This is a genomic window from Rhodococcus sp. 15-649-2-2, assembly GCF_002258645.1.
GTDB lineage: Bacteria > Actinomycetota > Actinomycetes > Mycobacteriales > Mycobacteriaceae > Rhodococcoides.
In genome coordinates this window covers 102,262-124,464 of record NZ_NPFM01000026.1, presented here as the reverse complement: position 1 = coordinate 124,464, position 22,203 = coordinate 102,262, and the positions used below count along the sequence as shown (strand labels likewise).

Sequence of the window (22,203 nt, the reverse complement as noted above, 5' to 3'; positions counted from 1 at the left end):
CGATAGTAGGTACCTCGACCTGGCTCAAGAGCGAGATGGACTCATACATCTGGAACCGCCACGGCGGAGAGCAAATATCTAACTTACTGCGACCGTTCAGCCGCAGAGCAGCGACATGGTCTACACAGATCTATTCCACAGCCCATTTAAACCAGAATGACACAGCGCCAGATGGCACCGACCTCACAATTCTTGATGGCGCATCCGCCGCAATGTATTTACCCGCAATTTACTCACGAGCAATAGTAGTAATTCTCGACAAGAACATAGCCGATCAAACGGCAGGCGAAAGAATCCTGCAATATCGAAACACTCGAGGTCAACCTCTCTCGGCCCGAGATGATCTATCCTGGCCTACCCCGTCGGGAATTCAAGCGCTATTCTTTTCGGTTGCCCTATGAGTAATAGCCACACCGCGAGCCTACGCTATAAATATTCCGCGAAAATTGCCAACGAGGGGGTAGAACTCGTCCAGATCGAGGACGCAGTAGGTGCTCAAGTGGACAAAGCTGTTCGCGGTATAGTCAAAGTCTTTAATGATGAAAGACATGAAAACGAGGACTTCCTTGGCGCGACGAAATCTCTTCGATGGCGACTCTTAACACACCCTCAGCCCCTCGGATCCAACGAATCACTGAAGCAATCAGCGTCCGCAGCGATAACCGAGGTTAAAAAAATTGCGCCCGGCACCGTAGGCATTAGCCATCAAGTTCTTTCAGATTTTACATTCGCGGCAGAACTTACGATGCAACACGACTCACCAGTCGGTCCGATACTACTGCAATCACTTAAGGAAGTAGGTCCGAGGAATTGCGTGGTCATTGCCGCCAGCAGTTCCGCAGCTGCCGGCATGGCCTCTTGGCTGGCCCAAATAGGGACAAATATCTTGACACCTCAGCAGCTGTCCAAATCCGAAAAATTCTTCGAACAAGCATATGCCGTTGGTCCTCCTCGATTCTTTCCAGTGTCCGTACTGAACGCTCCAATGGCTGAGGCGTTGACATACCTTGTTCCGTCTTGGTTTACCGATAGATCTCTACCAACTTCAGTCCTTACGCAATACGCGGAGGGAACCACTTCGATAGAGATCCGCCTGCATCGGGTGGGCGTCACAGAGGCGACGCCAGGATTACCTGTAAGCCAGGAACCCACAGAGGATGACCTTCTGCCAAGGCCGGTCTGGAAAATAGAACAAACCACCGAATCTACTGCAGACGACACAGTAAGTGCCAGACACCTACTCTTAGCAGGAAACCGTGGGATCCTTCTGGATGACGGTGAACGAATCAGAACGCTCGACCCGAGCAAACCTCGCGGCGAACGAGTCGGATATATTCACGTCCATGACGTAATTGTCGGCACGTACCTACTGCTAAGAGACGGACGCACAGAGCGTCAAGTAATATACGACGCAGCAGTCGCCCTCCTCGGCGACACGGCACCGGCAATCGTCCGCACCCAGTCGAGCTGGAAAGAAGCGCTGCGGAAACAACTACAAGAACGCGGACACACAAGAACTTTAGCTGAACTGTCTAGTTTGGGATTGAGCACCCTTGACCGCGTAGAGGCGTGGGTTGATCCCACACTAGTCGCACCCAATAGCCCTGTGGACTTCGAGATACTACTTCGATGGCTGCATCAACCCGTCGCCCACACCGTCGAAAACGCCTACGCACTTCGAAGGGCTCGCGCACAAGTATCGTCAAATATGGCATCGCTGCTTGAGGACGCTATAGCTTCTAATGACCTCTCCGATCTTCACAGAAACGGCGTGCTTCAACTGTCGCACACTGACGGATTCCGGGGCGTCCTCGCAACCCGTGTTCTTGCAATATCGCAGCACCAAAATCTAGTCTCACGTAGCGCGGTTCGCGTACTTTTTAAAGATTGGGGAGCTCAATGGCTCGGATGATGCCTGCCTATTGCCCGATTGAAGCACCGCCTGGAGAACGCCTACTTTTCAAAATGCTGGCAGCTGATGACACGACCAGCGATTGGATAGCACTCCACTCACTCGGACTCGCGTCACATGTGAAGCAAGTAGATGGAGAAGCCGACTTCGTAGTTCTTGTGCCTAACCGGGGCATTGTTGTAATTGAAGTAAAATCACATCGACATGTCGAACGGACGGTAGATGGGCGTTGGAAGCTCGGCAATCATGCACCCGAACCCCGAAGCCCATTTCAACAGGTTCAGACTGCAATGTACAGTATCAGAAATTACCTCATCAATCACAACATTGACTTGCGCTCCGTTCCAATAGTCGACGTTGTCTGGTTCACTCATCTTCGTGCAAATCCGGAACTCCAAGTTAGTCCAGAATGGCACAAATGGCAGCTACTTGATTCATCCGACCTGCACAAAAGCGCATCGGCGGCCATACTGAAAGCGTTGACTAAGGGCACAGCACACCTACAATCGCGAATCCATGGCTTCGCGGTAAACGGTGCCGGTCCTGACCAACACGCCACGGCACGGATCGCTCACTCGCTCAGACCCCGCTTTGAAGTTGCCACCCTTCACGGAGACATGCGCAACCAGCGCACAAGCCAGATGGCTGAGTTTATTGACGAACAGTACGACGCACTTGACAACATGCAACAAAATAGTTCCGTACTTTTCACGGGGCCGGCGGGATCTGGCAAGACTTGGCTGGCTATTGAAGCAGCAAAGAGAGAGCTGGCAAAAAGTCAGGTGCAAGGACGACTACTGTGTTTTAATCGGTTACTGGGCGAACACACCAGAATACAGACAAAGACACTTGCCAACCTAACGACATCGACATTCCATCAGGAACTAATTCGAATCACCGGTTTAACCCCGCCCGATAGGGGTGTCGACGCCTTCTGGACTCAACATTTGCCGAACGCCGCCATTGACGCCATTCTAAACGATAGTGATGCACATACACTAGACTTTCTCGTAGTTGACGAAGTTCAAGATCTAGCGCAACCCCAGTACCTTGACGTGCTTGACCTGATGGTCAAAGGTGGACTCAAGGGCGGGCGAGTTTTACTGTTTGGCGATTTTGAGCGTCAAGCAATCTACGGTGCGAGACCTGATGGCCTGCAGCTTGTTAAAGCAGCAGCACCGGGCATCTCAACCTATTCGCTGACTATCAATTGCCGCAACCTACCCAGAATTGGAACTGTAGTAAAGAGGCTCAGCAAGTTAATACCCGGGTATCGCCGATATCGGCGCGAAGACGACGGGTTCGACCCCGCGTTCTTGCCATATGAGTCGAGCGATCAGCAAACTAGCCTACTCATTAAAGCAGTACGGGACCTAAAAGCTGAGGGTTACAAAAACGAAGAGATCGTCATCTTGAGCCCACTCAACCAAAAATCCGCCGCACGAACGACATCGGATCCATGGCTACGCCAGCTTCTCAGACCCGAAGACGGCCGGGCACCGGTTCCGGGAAAACTCCGTTTCACCACGATTCACTCATTCAAAGGTCTAGACTCACCAGCTGTAGTGCTGACTGACCTTAAATCGGACGCGGCAACTAGCTTCGAAGCAATACTGTATATCGGCTTAACCAGGGCCACTGACCGACTGACGGCCATCATCGAGATGAAAACACTAAAACAAATCTATGGAGGTCGAGCATGAGCGGTGTTCTAGCCCGTGACATCATGGACGCCGCGGTCAGACGCGAGCTCTTCGGTCCTCAGCCCGGTGCTGCACCCCAGGGCAGACCTTTGGATTGCACCTCAGGTTCCGTGTCGTTTCAAAAACGAGAAGATAGTTGGGGCGCGTGGCATGATTTGACAACGAAAGAAGAAATACTGACACAATCCGATCCCCTTCGTCGATACGGCATCGGAGTTCTGTTTCCAGGTGCCACTCTCAATACAAACAGAAGTACTCGAACCAGAATCACTGATGAAATCGAAGACACCGACTTATCCGGACTGACCGGGTTAAGTACCAACGAAGAGCCGATCGTCGGCCCCACCATTGAGATCGAACTCAAGGGCCAAAGCGTCGATCACGGAGACGCCGACAGTGACGATTTCGACCTATCGGACGCCAACTCATTTAAGCCCTCCGCGATGGCCGTGTCTTTTCAGTGCGATCTATCCTCCGGCAGTTTGGCGTTCGATGTAAGCGGTGCGTACTATGACCGCATCACCGCCAAGTTGCCATCTGTGACTAAACCCAGGGTCTGGTGGCTACGTAAGCCCTTCGAACTGACTGGCAGCATAGACAGTTCATCGCTAGTGAAACATACCGGACGAATGGTTCGAATACCCTTGTCAGGTCAGTCGCAGTATCGAATTGCTCCGACACTACAACTGCATTGTCGCAGAATGCATAACCAGCCCGATGATTCACCACGCCGAATCGTCACAATGGCGGTTTTGAACACATCTACCTCCTCCGGTCCGGCATCGACAATATTTCAGGTCGGCTTTCGTGTAACTGGCGTCAACGTCCCAGTCTTGCCATATCCCGATTCCGAGACCCATGATCCCGACCCCGAAGAACAATCGATCGCTCTGCTATACCGAAAAAAGCGAACATTCGCCATTGGTCATGGATGCTCCGCCAACTGGAAGCTATTATCAGACGAAATGGCAACCGCCGTATGGGCGGACCCCCTGCCTGCATACGAAGTGCCGAATCTGACTCCGAATATATTCACGATCGATGCAAAGGGTAACAGAAATCGAATTACCGTAAGTATGCAGGCGCTCGCAAGCGGATCTGATACAGGGGCCAATCAGGTTGAAACCGTTTTGCGGCTGTACACGGATTGGATCAACGCCCGATCACTTGAGATTGACGGACTGCCAAGCCAATATCAGAGTGCAGCCAAGCGCCACATGCGGCTTTGCGGCGAAGCTCTCTCGCGAATGGAACTGGGATGGCATATGGTTAATAGTGATCCTGTTGCGTCCAAGGCGTTCCGCCTAGCCAACGAAGCCATGTATTTTCAACAGATTCGTTCAGGCTTCGATCGGCGCAAGGTTGAACGGAGAAAAAACGGAACGCTATATATCCCAACGGATCACCCGATACCTTCTGAGAATACTTCGGTCGGTCAGTGGCGACCGTTTCAAATCGCGTTCATTTTAGCAACTCTTCCTGAGCTCGTAGATCGAACTGCGCCGAATCGCGAACTCGTTGATCTTATATTTTTTCCAACGGGTGGAGGTAAGACAGAAGCATATTTGGGTGCTTCAGCGATTAGCCTTCTAGCTCGGCGTCTGCACGATAAATCAGACACTGGTACAGACACTGTAATGCGGTATACATTGAGGCTACTGACAGCTCAACAGTTCTTGAGAGCCGCATCGCTCATCTGCGTTTTAGAAGACATCAGATCTAAGATGGAGGACGAACTCGGTTCCGGCCAATTCGGAATTGGAGTATGGCTAGGGGGTACGTCGACGCCAAATAGTTGGCCGGAAGCGACGGCAAATGTTAACGCGATGGGCCGCGACTTGTTTGCGCAGAACAAATTTTTGCTCTTGCGCTGTCCATGGTGTGGGACTCAGATGGGACCTAGGACAAAGCCGGGGGGTGGTCAGGACGTGATCGGGTACGAAGTGGTTGGAAAGAAAGTCGAGCTTCGTTGCTTAGATAGCCAATGCCGGTATGGCGGCCGGAAGAAACTACCGGTTCACGTGGTCGATACAGATATCTACGAAACAAGGCCCTCAATTGTAATTGGAACAGTTGACAAGTTCGCAATGCTAGCTTGGCGTCCTGAGGCACGCGCAATATTCGGAATTGGCGATGACGGACGCCGTACATCTTCACCCCCTGGACTAATTATTCAGGACGAGCTGCATCTCATCTCGGGACCTCTTGGTTCGATGGTGGGTCTTTATGAGCCTGTGGTCGAAGATCTGTGCACTGACAAACGCGTGTCTCCGCGAATACTGCCCAAAATAATCGCGTCGACCGCAACCATTCGAGAATATGAAGACCAGATCCGAAGTTTGTTCGGCCGCGACACCACCTCGCTGTTCCCCCCTCACGGGCTTGAAGAAGGCCGTTCCTTTTTTGCTGAGCCTGAGACCAATGACGATGGCACCCCGACTCCCGGTCGTCGCTACGTAGGGATAATGAGTGCCTCGCTGGGGTCGACTCAAACGGTGCAGGTCCGTGTCGCTGCTGCGACGCTGCAGGGTGCGCACACCATCCCAGAATCAGACCGAGACGGATACTGGACGAATGTAAATTTCCTTAACAGCCTTCGCGAACTAGGCAATACAGTTTCTCTAATTCAATCAGATATACCCGACTATTTGACTGGCTTACGAAGGCGCGATGACATAAAGGACGTGCGTTGGCCTCGTATACCGATGGAACTCACCGGTCGGCGTCGCGCTGACGACATTCCAAAAGCAATTGAACAGTTGCAAATAGGATATGGTGAAGCGGGATGCGTCGACATTTGTTTAGCGTCTAACATCATTGAGGTCGGCGTTGATATCAACCGCTTGGCGTTGATGACGATAGTAGGCCAACCTAAAACAACGGCACAGTACATCCAAGTAAGCGGACGTGTCGGTCGCAGAGCTGATGTCAGCCCTGGCCTGGTCTTAACCATATACGGTGCAGCTAAGCCACGAGACCGAAGTCATTATGAGCGATTTCGGACCTATCATCAGAGTTTATACGCGCAGGTCGAACCTACTTCCGTGACCCCCTTTGCTACTCCGGTACTACGTAGGGCAATGCACGCAGCCATCATTGCACATATCCGCCAGACTAGTCCAACGAACCAACCTGCCTACCCTTTTCCCGAAGCAGAATATTCACAGGCGGTCAAATTACTGCAAGATCGCGCCTCGGTTGCCGACATGGATGAGCTTGATACTTTGTCTGCTCTTGCGAGCAGCAAAGCAGATCAATGGTACAAGTGGGAAAGAACACAATGGAGTGCAAACGTTAATGGTGGCGATCCGAAGCAGGGTTTGATGCGGTTTGCAGGGACCCTTCCGGACCTCAAATCCAAAGCCACAATATGGGATGTTCCGACAAGCATGCGTAATGTAGATGCGGAATGTCGACTCGAGATTACGACTGATTACATAAATAGCGACCTTGCGACAGATTCGGAGTCTGACAAATGAGTTCTGGCAGCATTCGCCGTGCGCAACTCGTAAGTCCATTCGGCGTCGGCGCAATGAGCGTTCTCGTCAACGGAACGTCAGTGATAACGGCCGGGCTAGATCATTGGTTTGCGACTGATGACTCTTCTGACTTGCAACTGGACGAGTATGTGGCGCTCGACTGGCGACTACAGAGGCGACTCCAGGTTCGAGAGTTTAGACTCCCACCCGATTATCGAAGACGCAAGAAGGATTTCGATCAGCGTAATACAAACCTAAAAGTTCCTGCTTTAAGGTTTCCGAGATGGGCCTTCTGCATGTATTGCAAGCGGCTTGAGAAAAGCCCGTTGTCGATGACGCAACCAGTAGCATGCCCTGATCCGGGACATACAGCGGAAACTGCGACCAAACGCAAGCCGCCTCGAATGGCCCAGGTCCCGTTTGTAGCAATTTGCTCTGCCGGACACTTGGATGATTTTCCATTTCGCGAGTGGGTCCATAAATCGAGCTCAACCACATGCATTGGCACTCTCAGACTTGAATCGAGGGGAGGAGGTGGACTCGACGGCCAAGTTGTCGTATGCGACGGCAACGCAACACCTAAGGGGTGCGGAGCGGAGCGGTCACTGGAGGGCATTATGGGGTCTCACTTGGATGGACTGGTCGAGCACACGTATCTGACCGACCACCTCGATGCTGCGAAAGAGCTGTTCTACTGCACGGGCGCACGTCCGTGGCTGGGCGAGGCGGATGGTTTCTGCAGTGAGCCCATTCGGGGCGCGCTTCGTGCGGCTGGAAATGTCTATTTCCCGAAGGTCGAGTCTTCAATATATCTACCCCGCAAGATCGGTGCGGTCAGCGCCGAGGTACACGAGCTCTTGAAACGCCTCGATGTAAGCCCGGTTCTCCGGGTGCTTAACCGTATGCGGGGCGCTGATGTGACGGTGCAAGAAATTCGCGATGAAGTCCCTGAAGAATTATTTGCTCCCATTAAAGATGACGAACTCCTTGCTGGCTACAAAGATATGTTCGGGGTAGATCTAGACACATCCGTTCCGAACTCTCTGGTTGATACGAAAGGCGCCGGAGATGCCACACCGCTAGATCCAGAAAATCTGACCGGCAATGAGGAATGGCGCTATCCCGAGTATAGATTGCTTCGGGAAACTCCCGTCGATGATTACTTGACGAGCACGAATCCCGGTATTGATGTCAATCTAACGGACTTGCTCGATAGGATCAGGAGTGTAGAAACACTCAGAGAAACGCGTGTTCTGCGCGGGTTCACTCGAGTGCGTGACGCAGGCCTTAAGCTAACTACTGGTAAGACCCTCTTGCGTCGGCATCCGCTGGCGGTAGCGAGAGACTGGCTTCCGGCGTATGTCGTAAAGGGTGAGGGGATTTATTTCGAGTTGAAAGAAGAACGCCTGTCGGAATGGGAGAATAGACGCAGCGTAACCGAGAGAGTAGGCGCACTAAATGAGAGGTTCGGCGAAGTTGCTAGACACCGCGGGCTGGAGGATCGGCCCATCACGCCCCGCCTGGTCCTACTTCACACTTTTGCTCACCTAGTCATCAACGAGTTGATTTTTACTTGCGGTTACAGCTCGGCGTCCCTGCGTGAGAGACTCTATGTGTCGACGACCCCGGACCGAAAGATGGCTGGTCTACTCATATATACAGCGGCCGGGGACTCAGAGGGAACGATGGGTGGACTCGTGAGAATGGCCAAGCCCGCGAAACTTTGGTCCGTCGTCGCTAATTCGATTGCAAAGGCTGCCTGGTGCTCGACAGACCCTGTTTGCATGGATCTGGGCGAAAGCGGACAAGGCCCTGATTCGTGCAATCTTGCTGCGTGCCATGGTTGTGCGCTCTTGCCAGAGACAAGCTGCGAAGAATTTAACCGGTTCCTCGATCGCGCTCTTATCCTTGGTACATTCACGGATCCCGATATCGGATACTTCACCGGCCTAGGCCAGTGAATCCACAACCGCATAGTGTTTGGGTAGGCCTACCATTTAGCAAGCGTCGAAAGCTATCGCGTCCAGCCATCAACCGCCGCGGTTCTGCTGCGCGGGTGATCCTGCCGGAGCGGCGCGATACTGTGCGGCTTCTGGGCCCATTTCGGATATGTATTGTCCGCGAATCACGGCACTATATTGACGCTTAAGCCGAATTGCCGAGGCGAGTGTCACGAGTACTGTCATCGAGGATCAAAAATCTTGGCGGAGGCATCGTCATAACGGCTGAGTCGGCCGGGGAGTAAACAGTGCCTCCCTGGCATCCGTTTCTTCAGCGCTGGCAACCCGTCGGCCTATCTGCTTCGTGGTATTCACACTGGTCGGTGTGCTCGGAAGCGTCGAAAAAGACCTCGATGGTGTCTACCGGCGGTCGGTGTTGATTCCAATGGCACAACGCTTGATCATGAGGTCCCTCAACGCCTGGCGAGCGAGGATAGCCGAGGGACGGGCCGAGCCGCATGCAGCACCGTGAACTTTCATTGTGCGGCACTTCAGCGATTCGGCGTGCCCCTCCCGTTGCCGCCGGTTTCTTCGTGGTCATTCAGCGAGGGTCTCGTTAACCATCTCCTCCCAGCCGGTGACTGTTTCCTGCGTGATGAGTCGATCGCACTGTTGTTACACGACGATGTCTATGTTCTGTTCTTGAGCAGAACGTTGCCGGCGGCTCGCCAATCGACTTGGTTGCCCAATACCTGGTCGGTTTGCGCCGCAATTGACTGAACCAGGTCTTCTACGCGAAAGTACAGTTAGGCTGAGAGGGCCCGGCTGGCGTCCGAGGAACGATTACCGGCGGTTCACCAGCCTCGCAACGAGATTGCGCAGGGCAGACGGGAGATTGCTGACCGCTATCTGTCGCGATGATTAGGTTCCGCGCCGCACTTTTTGGCCGCCGCTCAGTGTAAACACTGGATGTCGTCGAGTATCTCTAGCCGGTGCCGACCCCACCACCGCAGTGCTCATCGCGGCCAAAACTGCTTCTTGCATGCCATCAGCACCTTCGAAGCCTGGCAACGCATAGTTTTGTTTCCACGTCGGACAGATCTTCGCCCGCGTGGATCACCACATCGACGAGGGGTTCCCGCCGCCCACGGCCTGTGTGCAGTGGTGTCAGCACCGCAGCTATGACCTCCATGTTCTTGACGACGGTGTGGAGGTGGACCTGGATTGGTGGAACGGACACCTCGACCGCGCAGGTCATGATCTCCGACTGCGCGGTCGCAACCTCGACGGCGAGATCGTCGAGTACGGCGGTGCCACCGTGCAGCGCAACGATCTGCGATTAGGTACCGATCTGACTGTAGGCGAACATGATTCACTCGGCTTGCTCTTTCTCTGCGCGGCCTGGCAGGGCAGCCATCGGCACCGCCGAGCGATGCGACGATTCCCTGACGTCATGAACCCGCACCTGAACCGTCCCGACGAGAACCCCGTTGCCAAGACTCTCGCTGTGCTCGACAGCTGCGTTCGAAATCGCGCAGTGCCCGACCACACCAACTCGACCTGGTCCGTATGGCCCGATGCGCCCGGGGTCGGAATGTCCCTGATGGCCACGTTCCTGTGGGCGGTGAAAGCCTCGGTCTACGGCGGCCCAGCGCAGCTGATCGATCAATACGGAGTCTCGACACTCATCCACGAAGGGTGGCTCGAAGACCCGTCCGTCACCGGATTCACTCGTCGCCGCTACGACCGCTACGTCGAACTCATCACCCACTGGGCCACCGACATCGGCACCAGCCCCGAGCTCGTCGAAATGTGGCTCGTGCAGCGCTGGAGCGCCCGACTGAACGAAGCACGACACGGTCGATACACCGCACCTACGTTGTTCTGAGCAGCCATTTCACACGCAAATTCCGTTCAGGTCTTGCGGCGTCCAACAGCCCGTTCTATGGTTATTCCGGAATTACGGAATAACGGATGGGAGAACTCGATGCGACGCTCGACCTGGATCTCGGCAGCCTGTGCAGCTGCGCTGTTGGTGGGCGGATGCGCCACCGACACGGACGCAACTGCAGCGACCACCACGACCCCGACGCCGGAGAACTGCGCTCCCGTCACGTCCACCGACCTCGCGACCGAGGACGGGTGGATCGGGCTGATCGATCAAGCACCCGACACCGTCAGCCTTGTCATCGACGACGGCCGCGGCCAAACCGTCGAACATCGAGCCGACCAGGAGCAGGTACTCGCCTCCGCCATCAAAGTGGTGCATCTCGCCGCGTACGCCCAGGCAGTCACGAACGGAACCATCGACCCCAATGAGCAAGTGGCTCTGTCGGATTGGGAGCGCTGGTACGTACCCGGCACCGACGCCAATGCACATCCGAAGGCCTTGACCCGGTTGGGTATTGCGAACGTCGGCACCAACGCAACCGACCCCAATGCCACGGTTCGCATCGACGACATGGTCTCGGCCATGATCCAGGAAAGCGACAACTCGGTTCCCGACTACCTCCGCTACCGACTCGGCGATCAGGCCCTCGTCGACGCCGCAGCAACCGGAGGTTGGGAGAACTTCGAGCTGCCGAGCATGGTGGCCGACATGCTCTCGGTCTTCGATCCCGAACTCGCCGATGCAGATACCTGGGAGACCGCACAGAAGTGGGCATTCGACACGCAGTTCCGGGCCCAGGTCGAGGCGTCCGTGCAAGTGCCGATCTACGAAGACCAGGCCACCAGGGTTGAGAGCAGTTTCCGCGGCGGTTCGGCCGAAGAATTGAACGGAATGTATCGCGCCTTCACGGACGGGACCTACGGCGACGCATCCGACACCATTCTGCGCCAACTGGAATGGCAACCCGCAGGTGACGGCGTTCTCGGTGTCGGCTTCAAAGGTGGCAGCCTCCCCGGTGTCCTGACCCAGGGATTCGAGCTGCGCCGCAACGACGGAACAGTAGCGACGGCCGTGTGGCTTACCGACGGACTGTCGGCCGACCGATTCGATCAAGCCATGGCCGGAGCCGGCTCGCAGCAGCAACTCATCATCGAGGCGATGCTCTCGACGGAGGTTCTAGACCGGATAGCCTGCGTGGTGTGAGCACAGAGTTCGAATCGAGACTGGCAGAGCTGGAAGCCCGCGTCGCCGAACTGGAACGACGCGACGCTCCCCAGCAGCTCGAGGCCGCACCGTCGACCGGCGGCTTGATCGCCTACCAAGGCGACGTGCATCTGTACGGCACGGTCCGCTGGGACATCGGCTACTCCCCCGACGCCATCGTGGAGTTACCAATTCCGTCGGCATCAGAAGTGCTCGCCGCCCTGGGACATCCGGTGCGGTTGCAAATCGTGCGGACACTGCTGCGCGGCCCCGCGAACGCGGCGGATCTGCACGCCACGGTGGGAGTCGGCTCCTCCGGTCAGATCTATCACCACCTCAAGACGCTGAGTTCGGCGAACATCGTCGAGCAGCAGGGCCGCGGCGACTACCGAATCGCCGCGAAACGCGTCGTGCCGGTGCTTGTTTCGATGCTCGCTGCTGCTGATATCGCGGGCGATCTGGGCACCTGACCGCCTCGCGCAACCGTCGGATCAGGGCACGAACAACACACCCAAGCCGGGGATGAGGGCGTTCGATGCCGGCGGGGCTTGCCACTGCTCACGGTTGTGGGTGACCATCACGACCACCGGGCCTGCACCGGTCTGCGTGGTCGCTTCGAGAGGCAGATTGACCGGATATCTCGGCTCCGCGTTGATCGGTAGCGATGGATTCTCGAGGGCTTCCCAGTGCCGTATATCGACCGCTCCGACGGCACCGGTGGCGAGATTGCGCCAGTTCACCGTCAGGAAGCGGTAATTGAACTGGTAGTAGTACGGCCTGATGTCTGCAGCCGCGAAGCGCACCTCACCCGGCTTCTCACCTACTGTCGCCTTGATCGGAATCGTCTGAACGAGTCCACCTGGAACCCCAGCCGGTCCGAACTCCGGCCCGGTGACGACGGGCACCAGAAGCTCGGACGTCGTGGGTGCTGCCGTCGCCTCGCCCACTCCCACACCCAGAACCAGTGGTACGGAGACCACCAGCGCCACTACTCCGCGTCGCAAAGATGTTCGCATTGTGTGCCTTTCGTTCGCGTTCGAATCAGGGGACCAGTACTACGCCGGCACCGGGGAGAAGCGTGTCGAGGTACGGAGAGCCCCACTGACCGCCGTTTGAGTAGTCCCGGGTATGCGTTACCGTCACCACGACAGGACCAGAGCCGGTGTTCGCGACCACCTCGAGCGGAAGATCCTCCCGTCCATAGGGTCCCTCGGGCGACGGTGTCGGATCGTGTTGCCAATGCCGAAGGTCGGCGGCACCCGTTGCGCCCGTTGCCAGGTTCCGCCAGGTCAGATTGAGATACCGGTAGGGATACTGATCGGCGAACGGGGCAATGTTCGCGGCTGAGAACCTAGCGACACCGGGCTCGTCGCCCACGGTGGCGTTCATCGGAATGGTCTGAAAGAAGCCACCAGGGACGGCTCCGGGAGCGATCTGGAACCCGGTCACGATCGGCACTTGCAGATTCGTCACCTGCGGGGCCGCAGCAGCCGTGCCCGCTCCGATACCGAACACCAAGGGAACAGTGAGTGCCGTCGCTACTACCGCTTGCCGCAATGACTTTCGCATAGTGCACGCCTTTCATCGATGTCACACAACGTGATTCCAGACAAGAACAAGTCCCACACCAGGCGTCTCGGGTTGAAGCTGAAACATCAACTGGTTCTTGAGTGTTCCGTCGATTTCACCCTCGCAGGCGAAATGTCCGATAGTCCAGCCGTATACCGATTCGTGACGCGGTCGTGACACGAAAGACGTTAACAGACCACTTGGCCTGCTCGATAAGCGTGCCAAGAGGTGATGCACTTCGCAGCCACCGGTGAGGACGAACGAATGAGGCAAGTCCGCAACATCGTGGCCATGTGTGCGCTGGTCGCCGCTACCACCCTGACCGTCGCGGCCTGCGGGTCCGAGGCACCGACCAGCACCGATGCTCCGCCGGTCACCAGCGCAGCTCCTGCTCCGTCAGCCGCCGACTCCCCCGACGTGGGCGGTGGCACCGGAACGGACGGACCAGCGGTCGAGGCTCCGGAGGTGGTAACTCCGGCACCGGAGCAGCCGGCCGACGCGGCACCAGCCGCTGTGGCGCCCGCTCCCAACCGCGACGACGTCAACGTCGATGCGCGCGATTTCGAGGAGGCCGGCAGCCAGTACTTCTTCCAGTCCCCCAGTGGAAATGTCTTCTGCGCATTCGGTTCGGTCAATGCACCAGGAACCATCGTGGGCTGCCAAGTTCGATACTCGGTACCCGGCAACACCGGGCGCGAGTGCGCGAATACGGCAAACAACACCTACGGGGTGCAGATCCGCGAAGGCGGCACCGTCGAACAGATCTGCACCAACCAGGGGATCTTCTTCGGCGGGAATCCCGGCCCCCGAGTTCTGGAATACGGTCAGGTCATCGGAGTGACCGGCAACTTCTGCCGCTCCACCGAAGCCGGCATCACCTGCTACGACGGCGACAGAGGCTTCATGATCTCCCGCGACGTCAACATCGCGTTCTGATGAAGGAGATACGAATGTTCCATAGAACAGCCCTGATTGCGGCCACTGCTGCCCTCGCGTTCACGCTGACGGCCTGCGGTAACGAAGATGCCCCTGCAGCCGAACTGGCCCCAGCTCCCAGCGCCGCGTCGCAGATTCCCGCGCCGCCCCAGGTGACCATTGCAAACCCCCCGGTCGACACCACGGACACCGCCTCCGCACCGGAGGCCACCGATCCAGCGCAGACCGGCGCGAACCCGGTGAACAACACCGCCCCCATCACACCCGTCGACCCGGCCCGCTACACCGCGTACGGCAACGAGGTCGGTTGGAAGTCGCCGTCCGGCAAGATCTATTGCAAGATCGGCTCCACCGAATTCGGGTCCGGTTGCCAGTCAGGAGATGCTCCGGTCCCGGACGGCGCGAACTGCGTCACTCCGTCGTTCACCATCGACCAACTGAGCAAAGGCTTCTACATGACGCCGGGCAAGGTGACGCCGACCTGTTTCAATCAAGGCGAATTCGGAGTCGAGAATGCGCAGACGTTGGAATACAACACCTCCATCACGTTCAATGGGATGACGTGCTTCTCCCGCGTCGAAGCGATGATCTGCGACGCCGGCGGCGGACACGGATTCGTGTTGTCGATGCAGCAAGCGACGTCGAACTGATGACGCGCAACAGGATTCGCACCGTTGTCTCCGCCCTGGCCATTGCGTGTACCGGGCTGGTCCTGACGGGATGCAGCAGTTCGACCGCACCGACGAACGCCATGCCGTCGGTCATCCCCACCGTGGTCGGGGGTGCGCCGACGGCATTGAACGACGCGTCGCCACCGGTCTCCAACGTTCAGCCCCCGATCAGCAGTGACCCCGACTCCGGTTCTGTCGCAACACCGTCTGCCGACTCGACACAGATCACCCCCGTCGACCCGGCGCGATATGCCGCGATCAACAACGAAGTCGGATGGAAATCACCGTCGGGCAACGTCTATTGCAAGCTCGGTTCCACCGCGTTCTCTTCGGGCTGTCAAGCCACGAACGCACCGGTGCCCGACGGTGCCGACTGCGACAAGCCGCCGTTTTCGGCCGACGAAATGAGCAAAGGCTTCCTCCTAGATCCCGGGCAGGTGACGCCGATGTGCTTCAACCAAGGCGCTTTCGGGGTCGAGAATGCTCAGCCGCTGGAGTACAACACATCGATTTCGTTCAACGGCTACACCTGCTATTCGCGGGTCGAGGCAATGGTCTGCGACGCGGGCGGCGGGCACGGATTCGTGTTGTCGATGCAGCAGGCGACGTGGAACTGATCAGCGAGCCTCATCCAGACGAGGCTCCGTGACGAAGTCGTCCAGATCGACCCGCCGCGTCATCTCCCAGTAGTCGACGATGCGCCATGGCAGCGTCGAGACCACGCGTCCGGCGTCGTTGCGGTACCAGTTGTCCATGCCGCCGTGCGACCAGATCATCTTCGCGTGCGCCTCGTCGTGTTTGCGGACATACTCCGTCTCCACGTCGGCCTTGCACTCGATGGCTCCGATCCGCTTGTCCACCATGTCGATCAACACATCGACGATGTAGCGCACCTGGCACTCGGCGATGGTGATGTAACTGCCCCCGTGGCCCAGCACCGTTCCGGGGCCGCAGGTGATGAAGAAGTTCGGGAAGTCCGGGACGGTGATGCCGAGGTACGCGTGCGCATCTTCCGGGCCCCAGATATCGCGGATGGACTCCCCCGACCGTCCGCGCACGTCGATCGGCGTCAGCAGCTTGTGGGTCTCGAATCCCGTCGCGAGGATCACCACATCGACCTCGGTCTCCGAACCATCCCGTGCCACAACCGAGTTGGCAGTGATCGAGGAGACAGCGTCGGCGATGAGGGTGACGTTGTCGCCCTTGAGCGCGGCGTACCAGCCGTTGTCGAGCAACATCCGCTTACCGAAGGGCGGGTAATCGGGCAGTGACTTCTCGATGAGGTCGGGTCGGCCTTCGAGTTCACTTTCAATGTAGCGGGTGAAGACCCGTCGGTGGGCGTCGTTCGCCGGGTTGATCGAGCGCTGCGGATGCTCCCATTCCGGATCGACCTGCAGCGAGCTGTGCACGCGGTCGTTGAAGTTCCAGGCCAGCCTGGTCCGATACCAAAGCCGATACAGCGGAACGACATCCATCAGGTAGTTGGCGTCGTCGCCCATCTCGGTGAAGTACACGTCACTCGACGACACCCACTGCGGCGAACGCTGAAACACCGTCGCATGCCCCACCGTCGACGCGATGGCCGGCAGCACCTGCATGGCACTGGCCCCGGTTCCGACGATAGCGACGCGCTTGCCGGTCAGATCCAGATCGGCCGGCCAGTTCGCCGTATGGAAGATCGGGCCGTCGAACGACTCGAGCCCGGGAATGTGGGGCACCTTCGGCCGATTGAGCTGACCGGTAGCGGTTATCACCACGTCGGCGGTCAGCGTGTCGCCGTCGACAGTCGTGACGGTCCAGCCCTGTCGCTGGGCGTCGTACTCGGCGGTCGCAACCTCGGTGTCGAATCGAATACGTTGCCGCAGATCGTGTTCGGACGCGACATCGCTGAGGTACCGCCACACCTCGTCGCGTTTGCCGAAGTGGGTGCTCCAGGCCCGCGGCGCGAAGGAGTAGGAGTACAGGTGGCTGGGGGTGTCGACACCGGCACCGGGGTAGGTGTTCTCGAACCAGCCGCCGCCCACGTCGGAGTTCTTCTCCAGCACTGTGTGACTGATGCCCGCCTCGTGCAGCTTGATGGCCGCGAGCATCCCGGAGACACCGGCACCGATCACGATGACCGACAGATCGTTCGGCGCGGTCACGGGAGTGTCCGCGGCGGTGAACCCCATGTCCTCGGCAACCATGACGCCGAACTCAGGAGGAACCTGCTCACCGACGGCCACGCTGATCATCTCGACGATGTGCTCTGAGTCGGGCGAGGGCACCGCCATGGGCGCACCCTCGTGGAACGCGCAGATCGCGTCGAGCGCCGCAGATCGGATGCGGTCGGCAACTGCGTCGTCGAATCCGCCCGTGTCGTTGTTGTCCATGCCCCGACTACGCGTGGGGCGATACGGATCGGCGAGCCACATGGGATCTCCGGTCAACTGATAGAGCACCGCCACCAGCGTGGGCAGATTGGCCGCGGTAAGAGCACGTGAGAGCCGGTCCCGATCTACCCGGTCCCGATCAACCCCACCCACGGTCTCCGCTGCCGTTCCTGCGTCTGTGGACACCGGTACCTCCTGCTGCGCGCTGCTCCATCCGACTCCGACAGCTCAACTAACCATGGTTAGGCAATTTCACGCAAGGGATTCGCGATCTCGAAATTCACAGCGATTCGAGTCTTGACAATGTGGCCCACGCCACACGATGCTTCATGGCACTACCTAACAGCGGACAGGCGAAGGGAAACACCCATGGAACTCACCGAGGCGATGCGTACCACCGGCACCTGCAGGCGGTACCTCAGCGATCCTGTTCCCGACGAGGTGTTCAAGGCCGCGTTCGACGTCGCCCGCTTCGGCCCGCAGGGCGGCAACCGTCAGCCCGTGCGGTGGATCGTCGTGCGCGACGCCGCCCGTAAGCAGGCCCTCGCCGATCTCTACCTCCCGATGTGGGACGCCTACTTCGCCGGCATCACCGGCGGAACCGTCGCCGTCGGCGCATTGCCCAAGACCGTCCAGGACGCCGACTACTTCGCCCGCCACCTCGCCGAGGTGCCCGCCATCGTTGTGGTCTGCGCCGCGCTGGACGGACTGCACCCCACCGACCACGAACTCGGCCGACTGTCCGTCGTCGGCGGCGCATCGATCTACCCCACCGTCCAGAATTTGTGCCTGAGCCTGCGCGATCAGGGCGTCGCGACCGCGGTGACGACGTTGCTGTGCCACGAGGAACCGGCCATTCGCGAACTGCTCGGCATCCCGGACGACTACATCACCGCCGCGCACATCGCCGTCGGCTATCCGGAAAAGTCCTTCCCGCGCAAGCTCACCCGTGATCCGGTGGAGCAGATCGTTGCGGCAGAGACGTTCTCGCAGCCGATGTTCGACTCCGCTGCACTCTCGCCTGCTCTCTGAAACCCCTCCACCTGAAGGAGTCCGCCGTGCCCGGTACTGCCATCCACCACCGCTCCCCCATCGGCCGCGCCACCATCGGCGATCAACTGCGTCGCCATGCACGGACGCAGCCGAACAAGGTTGCGTTCATCAGTTACGCGGCGGACGGTACTCGCGAGGTCACCACCTACGGCGAACTCGATTCTCGCGCAAACCAGTTCGCCAACCTGCTGGTGGATCTCGGGGTGACAGCAGGCGATCGCGTCGCATCGATGGCTCGCAACAGCGTTGATGTGGTGGTGGCGTACTACGGCACACTCAAAGCCGGTGCGGCCTTCACCGGCATCAACGTGATGTATCGCGCGGCCGAAGTGAAGCACCAACTCGAACACGCGGAACCGACTGTGGTGGTGGCCGATCCGGCCTACGCCAATATCATCTCCTCGGTGAAGCCGGACACAACCACCCTGGTGACGTTCGGACCCGAATACGCCGCACTGACGGCGAACACCCCGTCCACCGAGCCGGACGTCGAGATGGACGAGAACGACGTCGCGATGGTCATCTACACCTCCGGAACCGAAGCGGCCCCCAAGGGCGTGATGATCCCGCACCGCAACTTCCTCATCTCCACGGCACCCGCGTGGAGCTGGGGTCTGCGCACCGGACCGGAGGACACCTGGCTGTTCGTCATGCCCTTCCACACCATCGCCGGACTCGGCTCGATGACGACCCTGACGCTGATGGGTGCCACCCTCGTGCTGCCTGCGACGGTGGATCCGGCTCAATCGCTGCGCATCATCGCCGCCGAGAAGATCTCCGTCATCGCGCAGACGCCGACGTTCTACCTGGCTCTGGCTCGTGACGCGCAGTTTGGCTCCGAGACCGTGAGCCAGGTTCGGCGCTGCCTCACCTACGGTGGCCAGGTGTCACCGCACACGATCAGCGCCTGGGCCGCCGCGGCACCCGAGGCCATCTGGGGTACCTACTGGGGACAGTCGGAACTCTCGCAGCTCGGCTCGGTCGGCTGGTTCTCGAACCTCGACGACATTCCCGACGGCGACGCGTCGTGGATCGGCAAGCCCGTCACTCACCTCGAGATCAAGGTGGTCGACCCCGCGGGGAACGAGAGCGAGATCGGCGAATTGCTCTGCCGCACTCCATCGGTGATGCTCGGCTACTTCAAGAACCCCGAGCGCACTGCCGAAGTGTTCCGGGACGGATGGGTGCACACCGGCGACATGGTGCGCATCGACGCCGATGGCAACCTGTTCTTCTACGATCGGATGAAGGACATGATCAAGTCGGGAGGGATGAACGTGTCGTCGCAGGAAGTGGAACGCACCATCCACACTCACCCGGATGTGCTGCGTGCCGCCGTGGTCGGTGTACCCGACCCGTACTGGTCCGAGGCCGTGACCGCCTTCGTCATCGCCCGCGACGGGGTGACCGCCGACCCGGCCGCGATCATCGAGTACTGCCGCACCGAGTTGGCGTCGTACAAGGCCCCGAAATCGGTGCACATCGTGGCCGAACTGCCCGTCGACCCGCAGGGCAAGATCCTCAAGCGTGAACTGCGAATGCTGGCGGCGGTCGAGGAAACTGTATGACGCAGCCATCCGAGGTCACCGCTCTCCCCCGACAGCAACGCACTCGCCAACGACGAGACGACATCGTCGCCAATGCCGCCAATATTTTTGCGCGTGAGGGCTACTCGAACGTGGGTATGCGCGACATCGCCGACGCCGTCGGCATCAAGGGTGCCAGCCTCTACCACCACTTTCCGTCCAAAGAAGACATCCTGTTCGCGATCTGTCTGACGGTCACGCAGGAACCGGCCGAGGAGAACCTGCCGCTGCTCGACGCGGCCGGAACCCCTACCGAGCGCATGTCGTCTCTGGTGCGTGCGCACCTGGTGCATCTGAACCGGCGGCGGGTGGAGTACATCGTGGGGCTGCACGAACTGGCCTCGCTCACCCCCGAGCACCGCACTGTTGTCGAGGACTACCGCCGCCAGTACCAACGACGCGTCCGCGACGTCATCACCGCCGGAATGCGCAGTGGTGAATTCACCGTCCCAGATGCGCGGCTGGCGTCGTTCGCTCTGACCGACATGCTCAACGGCATCAGCAACTGGTTCCACGACGGCGGCGAACTCAGCATCGAAGACGTCGCCGACAACTACGTCGAATTGGCCGTTCACCGCATTCTGGGTGCATCACATGGCAATTGACGGTCACTGTGACCCCCGCTTCACGGCGGTGCGCGACGCGTTGGCTACCAACCTCGACAGCGGAGAGGAACTCGGTGCCTCCATGGTGGTCGACATCGACGGCCACACTGCGGTCGACCTGTGGGGCGGGTATCGCGATACGGAGCGCCGCCTGCCGTGGGAGTCGGACACTATCACCAACGTGTGGTCGACGACCAAGATGGTGACGTGCCTGGCGGCACTGATGCTCGTCGACCGCGGACAGCTCGATCCGGATGCGCCGGTCGCGACCTACTGGCCCGAGTTCGCGGCCGCCGGCAAGCAGGACATCGCGGCTCGGCACCTGCTGTCGCACACCTCCGGCGTATCAGGATGGGACCGACCGTTCAGCGAAGACGACCTCTACGACTGGGAACTCTCTACCTCGCGTCTGGCCGCGCAGGCTCCGTGGTGGGATTCGCGTACGACGTCGGGATATCACGCGGCCAGTCAGGGCCACCTGATCGGAGAAGTTGTTCGCCGCGTCACCGGAAAATCGTTGCGGCAGTTCGTCGCCGAGGAGATCGCCGGTCCTCTCGGAGCCGACTTCCAGATCGGTGCCGACCATGGCGACTGGGATCGGATCGCCGACGTCGTACCGCCGCCCCCACCGACCGGTGATGCCGCTCCCGATCCGACGATGGTGCGTCGCAAGACCTTTCTCGGACCATTGGTGCAGGCCTCATCGGCAAACACCCCGGCGTGGCGCGCCGCGGACATGGGCGCGTTGAACGGGCACGGCAATGCGCGATCGGTGGCGAGGATCCTGTCGGTCATCTCCCGCGGCGGAACAGTGGACGGCGTACGGCTACTGAAACCGGAGACCATCGACACGATCTTCGAGGAGCAGGCAAACGGAGTCGATCTGGCCCTGGGCATCCCGTTGCGCTTCGGCCTGGGGTTCGGTCTGCCCCAGCAGGAATCGATGCCCTACATCCCCGAGGGCAAGATCTGCTTCTGGGGCGGATGGGGTGGATCGCTGACCGTGCTGCACCCGGAATCGAAGCTGACCATCTCCTACGTCATGAATCGAATGGGGCCGGGAATCATCGGCTCCGACCGCGCCGAGCAGTACGTACGCGCAACCTACGAGGGACTGGCCGCCGCAACTTCACGATGAGGTCATTCCGTTCAGCCCGCCAACAGAGCATTCGGCACATCCTATGCAGCAGCCTCCAGGTACGGAGGTCGTACGGAGCGGGCAAGAAATTGTCGTTGTCCGCCACTAAAATCATCACCTACTGAACAGGTGACGAGATCGACCT

At 58.9% G+C, this 22,203-nt stretch carries 16 protein-coding genes; 13 read left to right on the top strand and 3 right to left on the bottom strand.

What is annotated here, in order from left to right; genetic code table 11:
* Nucleotides 1–1,899 precede the first annotated feature (1,899 nt).
* The 6 genes from CH305_RS17160 (at nt 1,900) to CH305_RS17135 (ending at nt 12,598) form a co-directional block, all read left to right on the top strand.
* A complete protein-coding gene (locus tag CH305_RS17160; protein ID WP_218828599.1) occupies nt 1,900–3,615 on the top strand; it encodes a nuclease-related domain-containing DEAD/DEAH box helicase in 1,716 nt (571 codons plus the stop codon).
* Nucleotides 3,612–7,094 carry a helicase-related protein gene (locus CH305_RS17155; RefSeq protein WP_094704363.1) on the top strand — a complete coding sequence of 1,161 codons (3,483 nt, stop codon included), beginning with the start codon at nt 3,612–3,614 and terminating at the stop codon, nt 7,092–7,094. Before CH305_RS17160 ends, CH305_RS17155 begins: the two co-directional genes overlap by 4 nt.
* On the top strand, nt 7,091–9,055 hold the full coding sequence (drmB, locus tag CH305_RS17150; protein ID WP_094704362.1) for a DUF1998 domain-containing protein: 1,965 nt from the start codon (nt 7,091–7,093) through the stop codon (nt 9,053–9,055). The genes CH305_RS17155 and drmB overlap by 4 nt, the downstream gene beginning before the upstream one ends.
* A 1,090-nt stretch (nt 9,056–10,145) precedes the next feature.
* Entirely contained in the window at nt 10,146–10,922 is a 777-nt protein-coding gene (locus CH305_RS17145) for a hypothetical protein (protein ID WP_094704361.1), read from the top strand.
* A gap of 99 nt (nt 10,923–11,021) precedes the next feature.
* On the top strand, nt 11,022–12,128 hold the full coding sequence (locus CH305_RS17140; RefSeq protein ID WP_094704360.1) for a serine hydrolase: 1,107 nt from the start codon (nt 11,022–11,024) through the stop codon (nt 12,126–12,128).
* The gene (locus tag CH305_RS17135; RefSeq protein WP_094704359.1) at nt 12,125–12,598 is read left to right on the top strand and encodes a helix-turn-helix transcriptional regulator; all 474 of its coding nucleotides are present in this window, start codon (nt 12,125–12,127) and stop codon (nt 12,596–12,598) included. Before CH305_RS17140 ends, CH305_RS17135 begins: the two co-directional genes overlap by 4 nt.
* 21 nt (nt 12,599–12,619) lie before the next feature.
* Here CH305_RS17135 and CH305_RS17130 read toward each other — a convergent pair whose 3' ends face one another.
* Together CH305_RS17130 and CH305_RS17125 are read right to left on the bottom strand one after the other, a co-directional pair.
* Nucleotides 12,620–13,144 carry a hypothetical protein gene (locus CH305_RS17130; protein ID WP_094704358.1) on the bottom strand — a complete coding sequence of 175 codons (525 nt, stop codon included), beginning with the start codon at nt 13,142–13,144 and terminating at the stop codon, nt 12,620–12,622.
* 25 nt (nt 13,145–13,169) lie between these two features.
* Nucleotides 13,170–13,697: a hypothetical protein gene (locus CH305_RS17125; protein ID WP_094704357.1), complete on the bottom strand. Its 528-nt coding sequence runs from the start codon at nt 13,695–13,697 to the stop codon at nt 13,170–13,172.
* Between the two features lie 264 nt (nt 13,698–13,961).
* On the opposite strand from CH305_RS17125, the gene CH305_RS17120 reads away from it, so the two are divergent.
* The 3 genes from CH305_RS17120 to CH305_RS17110 are packed head-to-tail and all read left to right on the top strand — an operon-like array spanning nt 13,962 to nt 15,921.
* Nucleotides 13,962–14,633 carry a hypothetical protein gene (locus CH305_RS17120; RefSeq protein WP_094704416.1) on the top strand — a complete coding sequence of 224 codons (672 nt, stop codon included), beginning with the start codon at nt 13,962–13,964 and terminating at the stop codon, nt 14,631–14,633.
* Nucleotides 14,634–14,647: 14 nt separating this feature from the next.
* Nucleotides 14,648–15,283, top strand: coding sequence for a hypothetical protein (locus CH305_RS17115; RefSeq protein ID WP_143545294.1), 636 nt, complete (start codon nt 14,648–14,650; stop codon nt 15,281–15,283).
* A complete protein-coding gene (locus CH305_RS17110) occupies nt 15,283–15,921 on the top strand; it encodes a hypothetical protein (protein WP_094704355.1) in 639 nt (212 codons plus the stop codon). The genes CH305_RS17115 and CH305_RS17110 overlap by 1 nt, the downstream gene beginning before the upstream one ends.
* On the opposite strand, the gene CH305_RS17105 is transcribed toward CH305_RS17110, so the two are convergent.
* Complete coding sequence (locus tag CH305_RS17105) at nt 15,922–17,862, bottom strand: NAD(P)/FAD-dependent oxidoreductase (protein ID WP_179278321.1); 1,941 nt, start codon at nt 17,860–17,862, stop codon at nt 15,922–15,924.
* A 183-nt stretch (nt 17,863–18,045) separates the two neighbouring features.
* Between CH305_RS17105 and CH305_RS17100 the strand changes: the two genes are divergently transcribed.
* From CH305_RS17100 to CH305_RS17085, 4 genes are read left to right on the top strand one after another with little or no spacing between them, the layout of a single operon-like run.
* The gene (locus CH305_RS17100) at nt 18,046–18,708 is read left to right on the top strand and encodes a nitroreductase family protein (RefSeq protein ID WP_032383742.1); all 663 of its coding nucleotides are present in this window, start codon (nt 18,046–18,048) and stop codon (nt 18,706–18,708) included.
* Nucleotides 18,709–18,734: 26 nt separating this feature from the next.
* Nucleotides 18,735–20,297: a class I adenylate-forming enzyme family protein gene (locus CH305_RS17095; RefSeq protein ID WP_094704354.1), complete on the top strand. Its 1,563-nt coding sequence runs from the start codon at nt 18,735–18,737 to the stop codon at nt 20,295–20,297.
* Entirely contained in the window at nt 20,294–20,920 is a 627-nt protein-coding gene (locus CH305_RS17090) for a TetR/AcrR family transcriptional regulator (protein WP_094704353.1), read from the top strand. The genes CH305_RS17095 and CH305_RS17090 overlap by 4 nt, the downstream gene beginning before the upstream one ends.
* Nucleotides 20,910–22,058: a serine hydrolase gene (locus tag CH305_RS17085; RefSeq protein WP_094704352.1), complete on the top strand. Its 1,149-nt coding sequence runs from the start codon at nt 20,910–20,912 to the stop codon at nt 22,056–22,058. Before CH305_RS17090 ends, CH305_RS17085 begins: the two co-directional genes overlap by 11 nt.
* Nucleotides 22,059–22,203 lie beyond the last annotated feature (145 nt).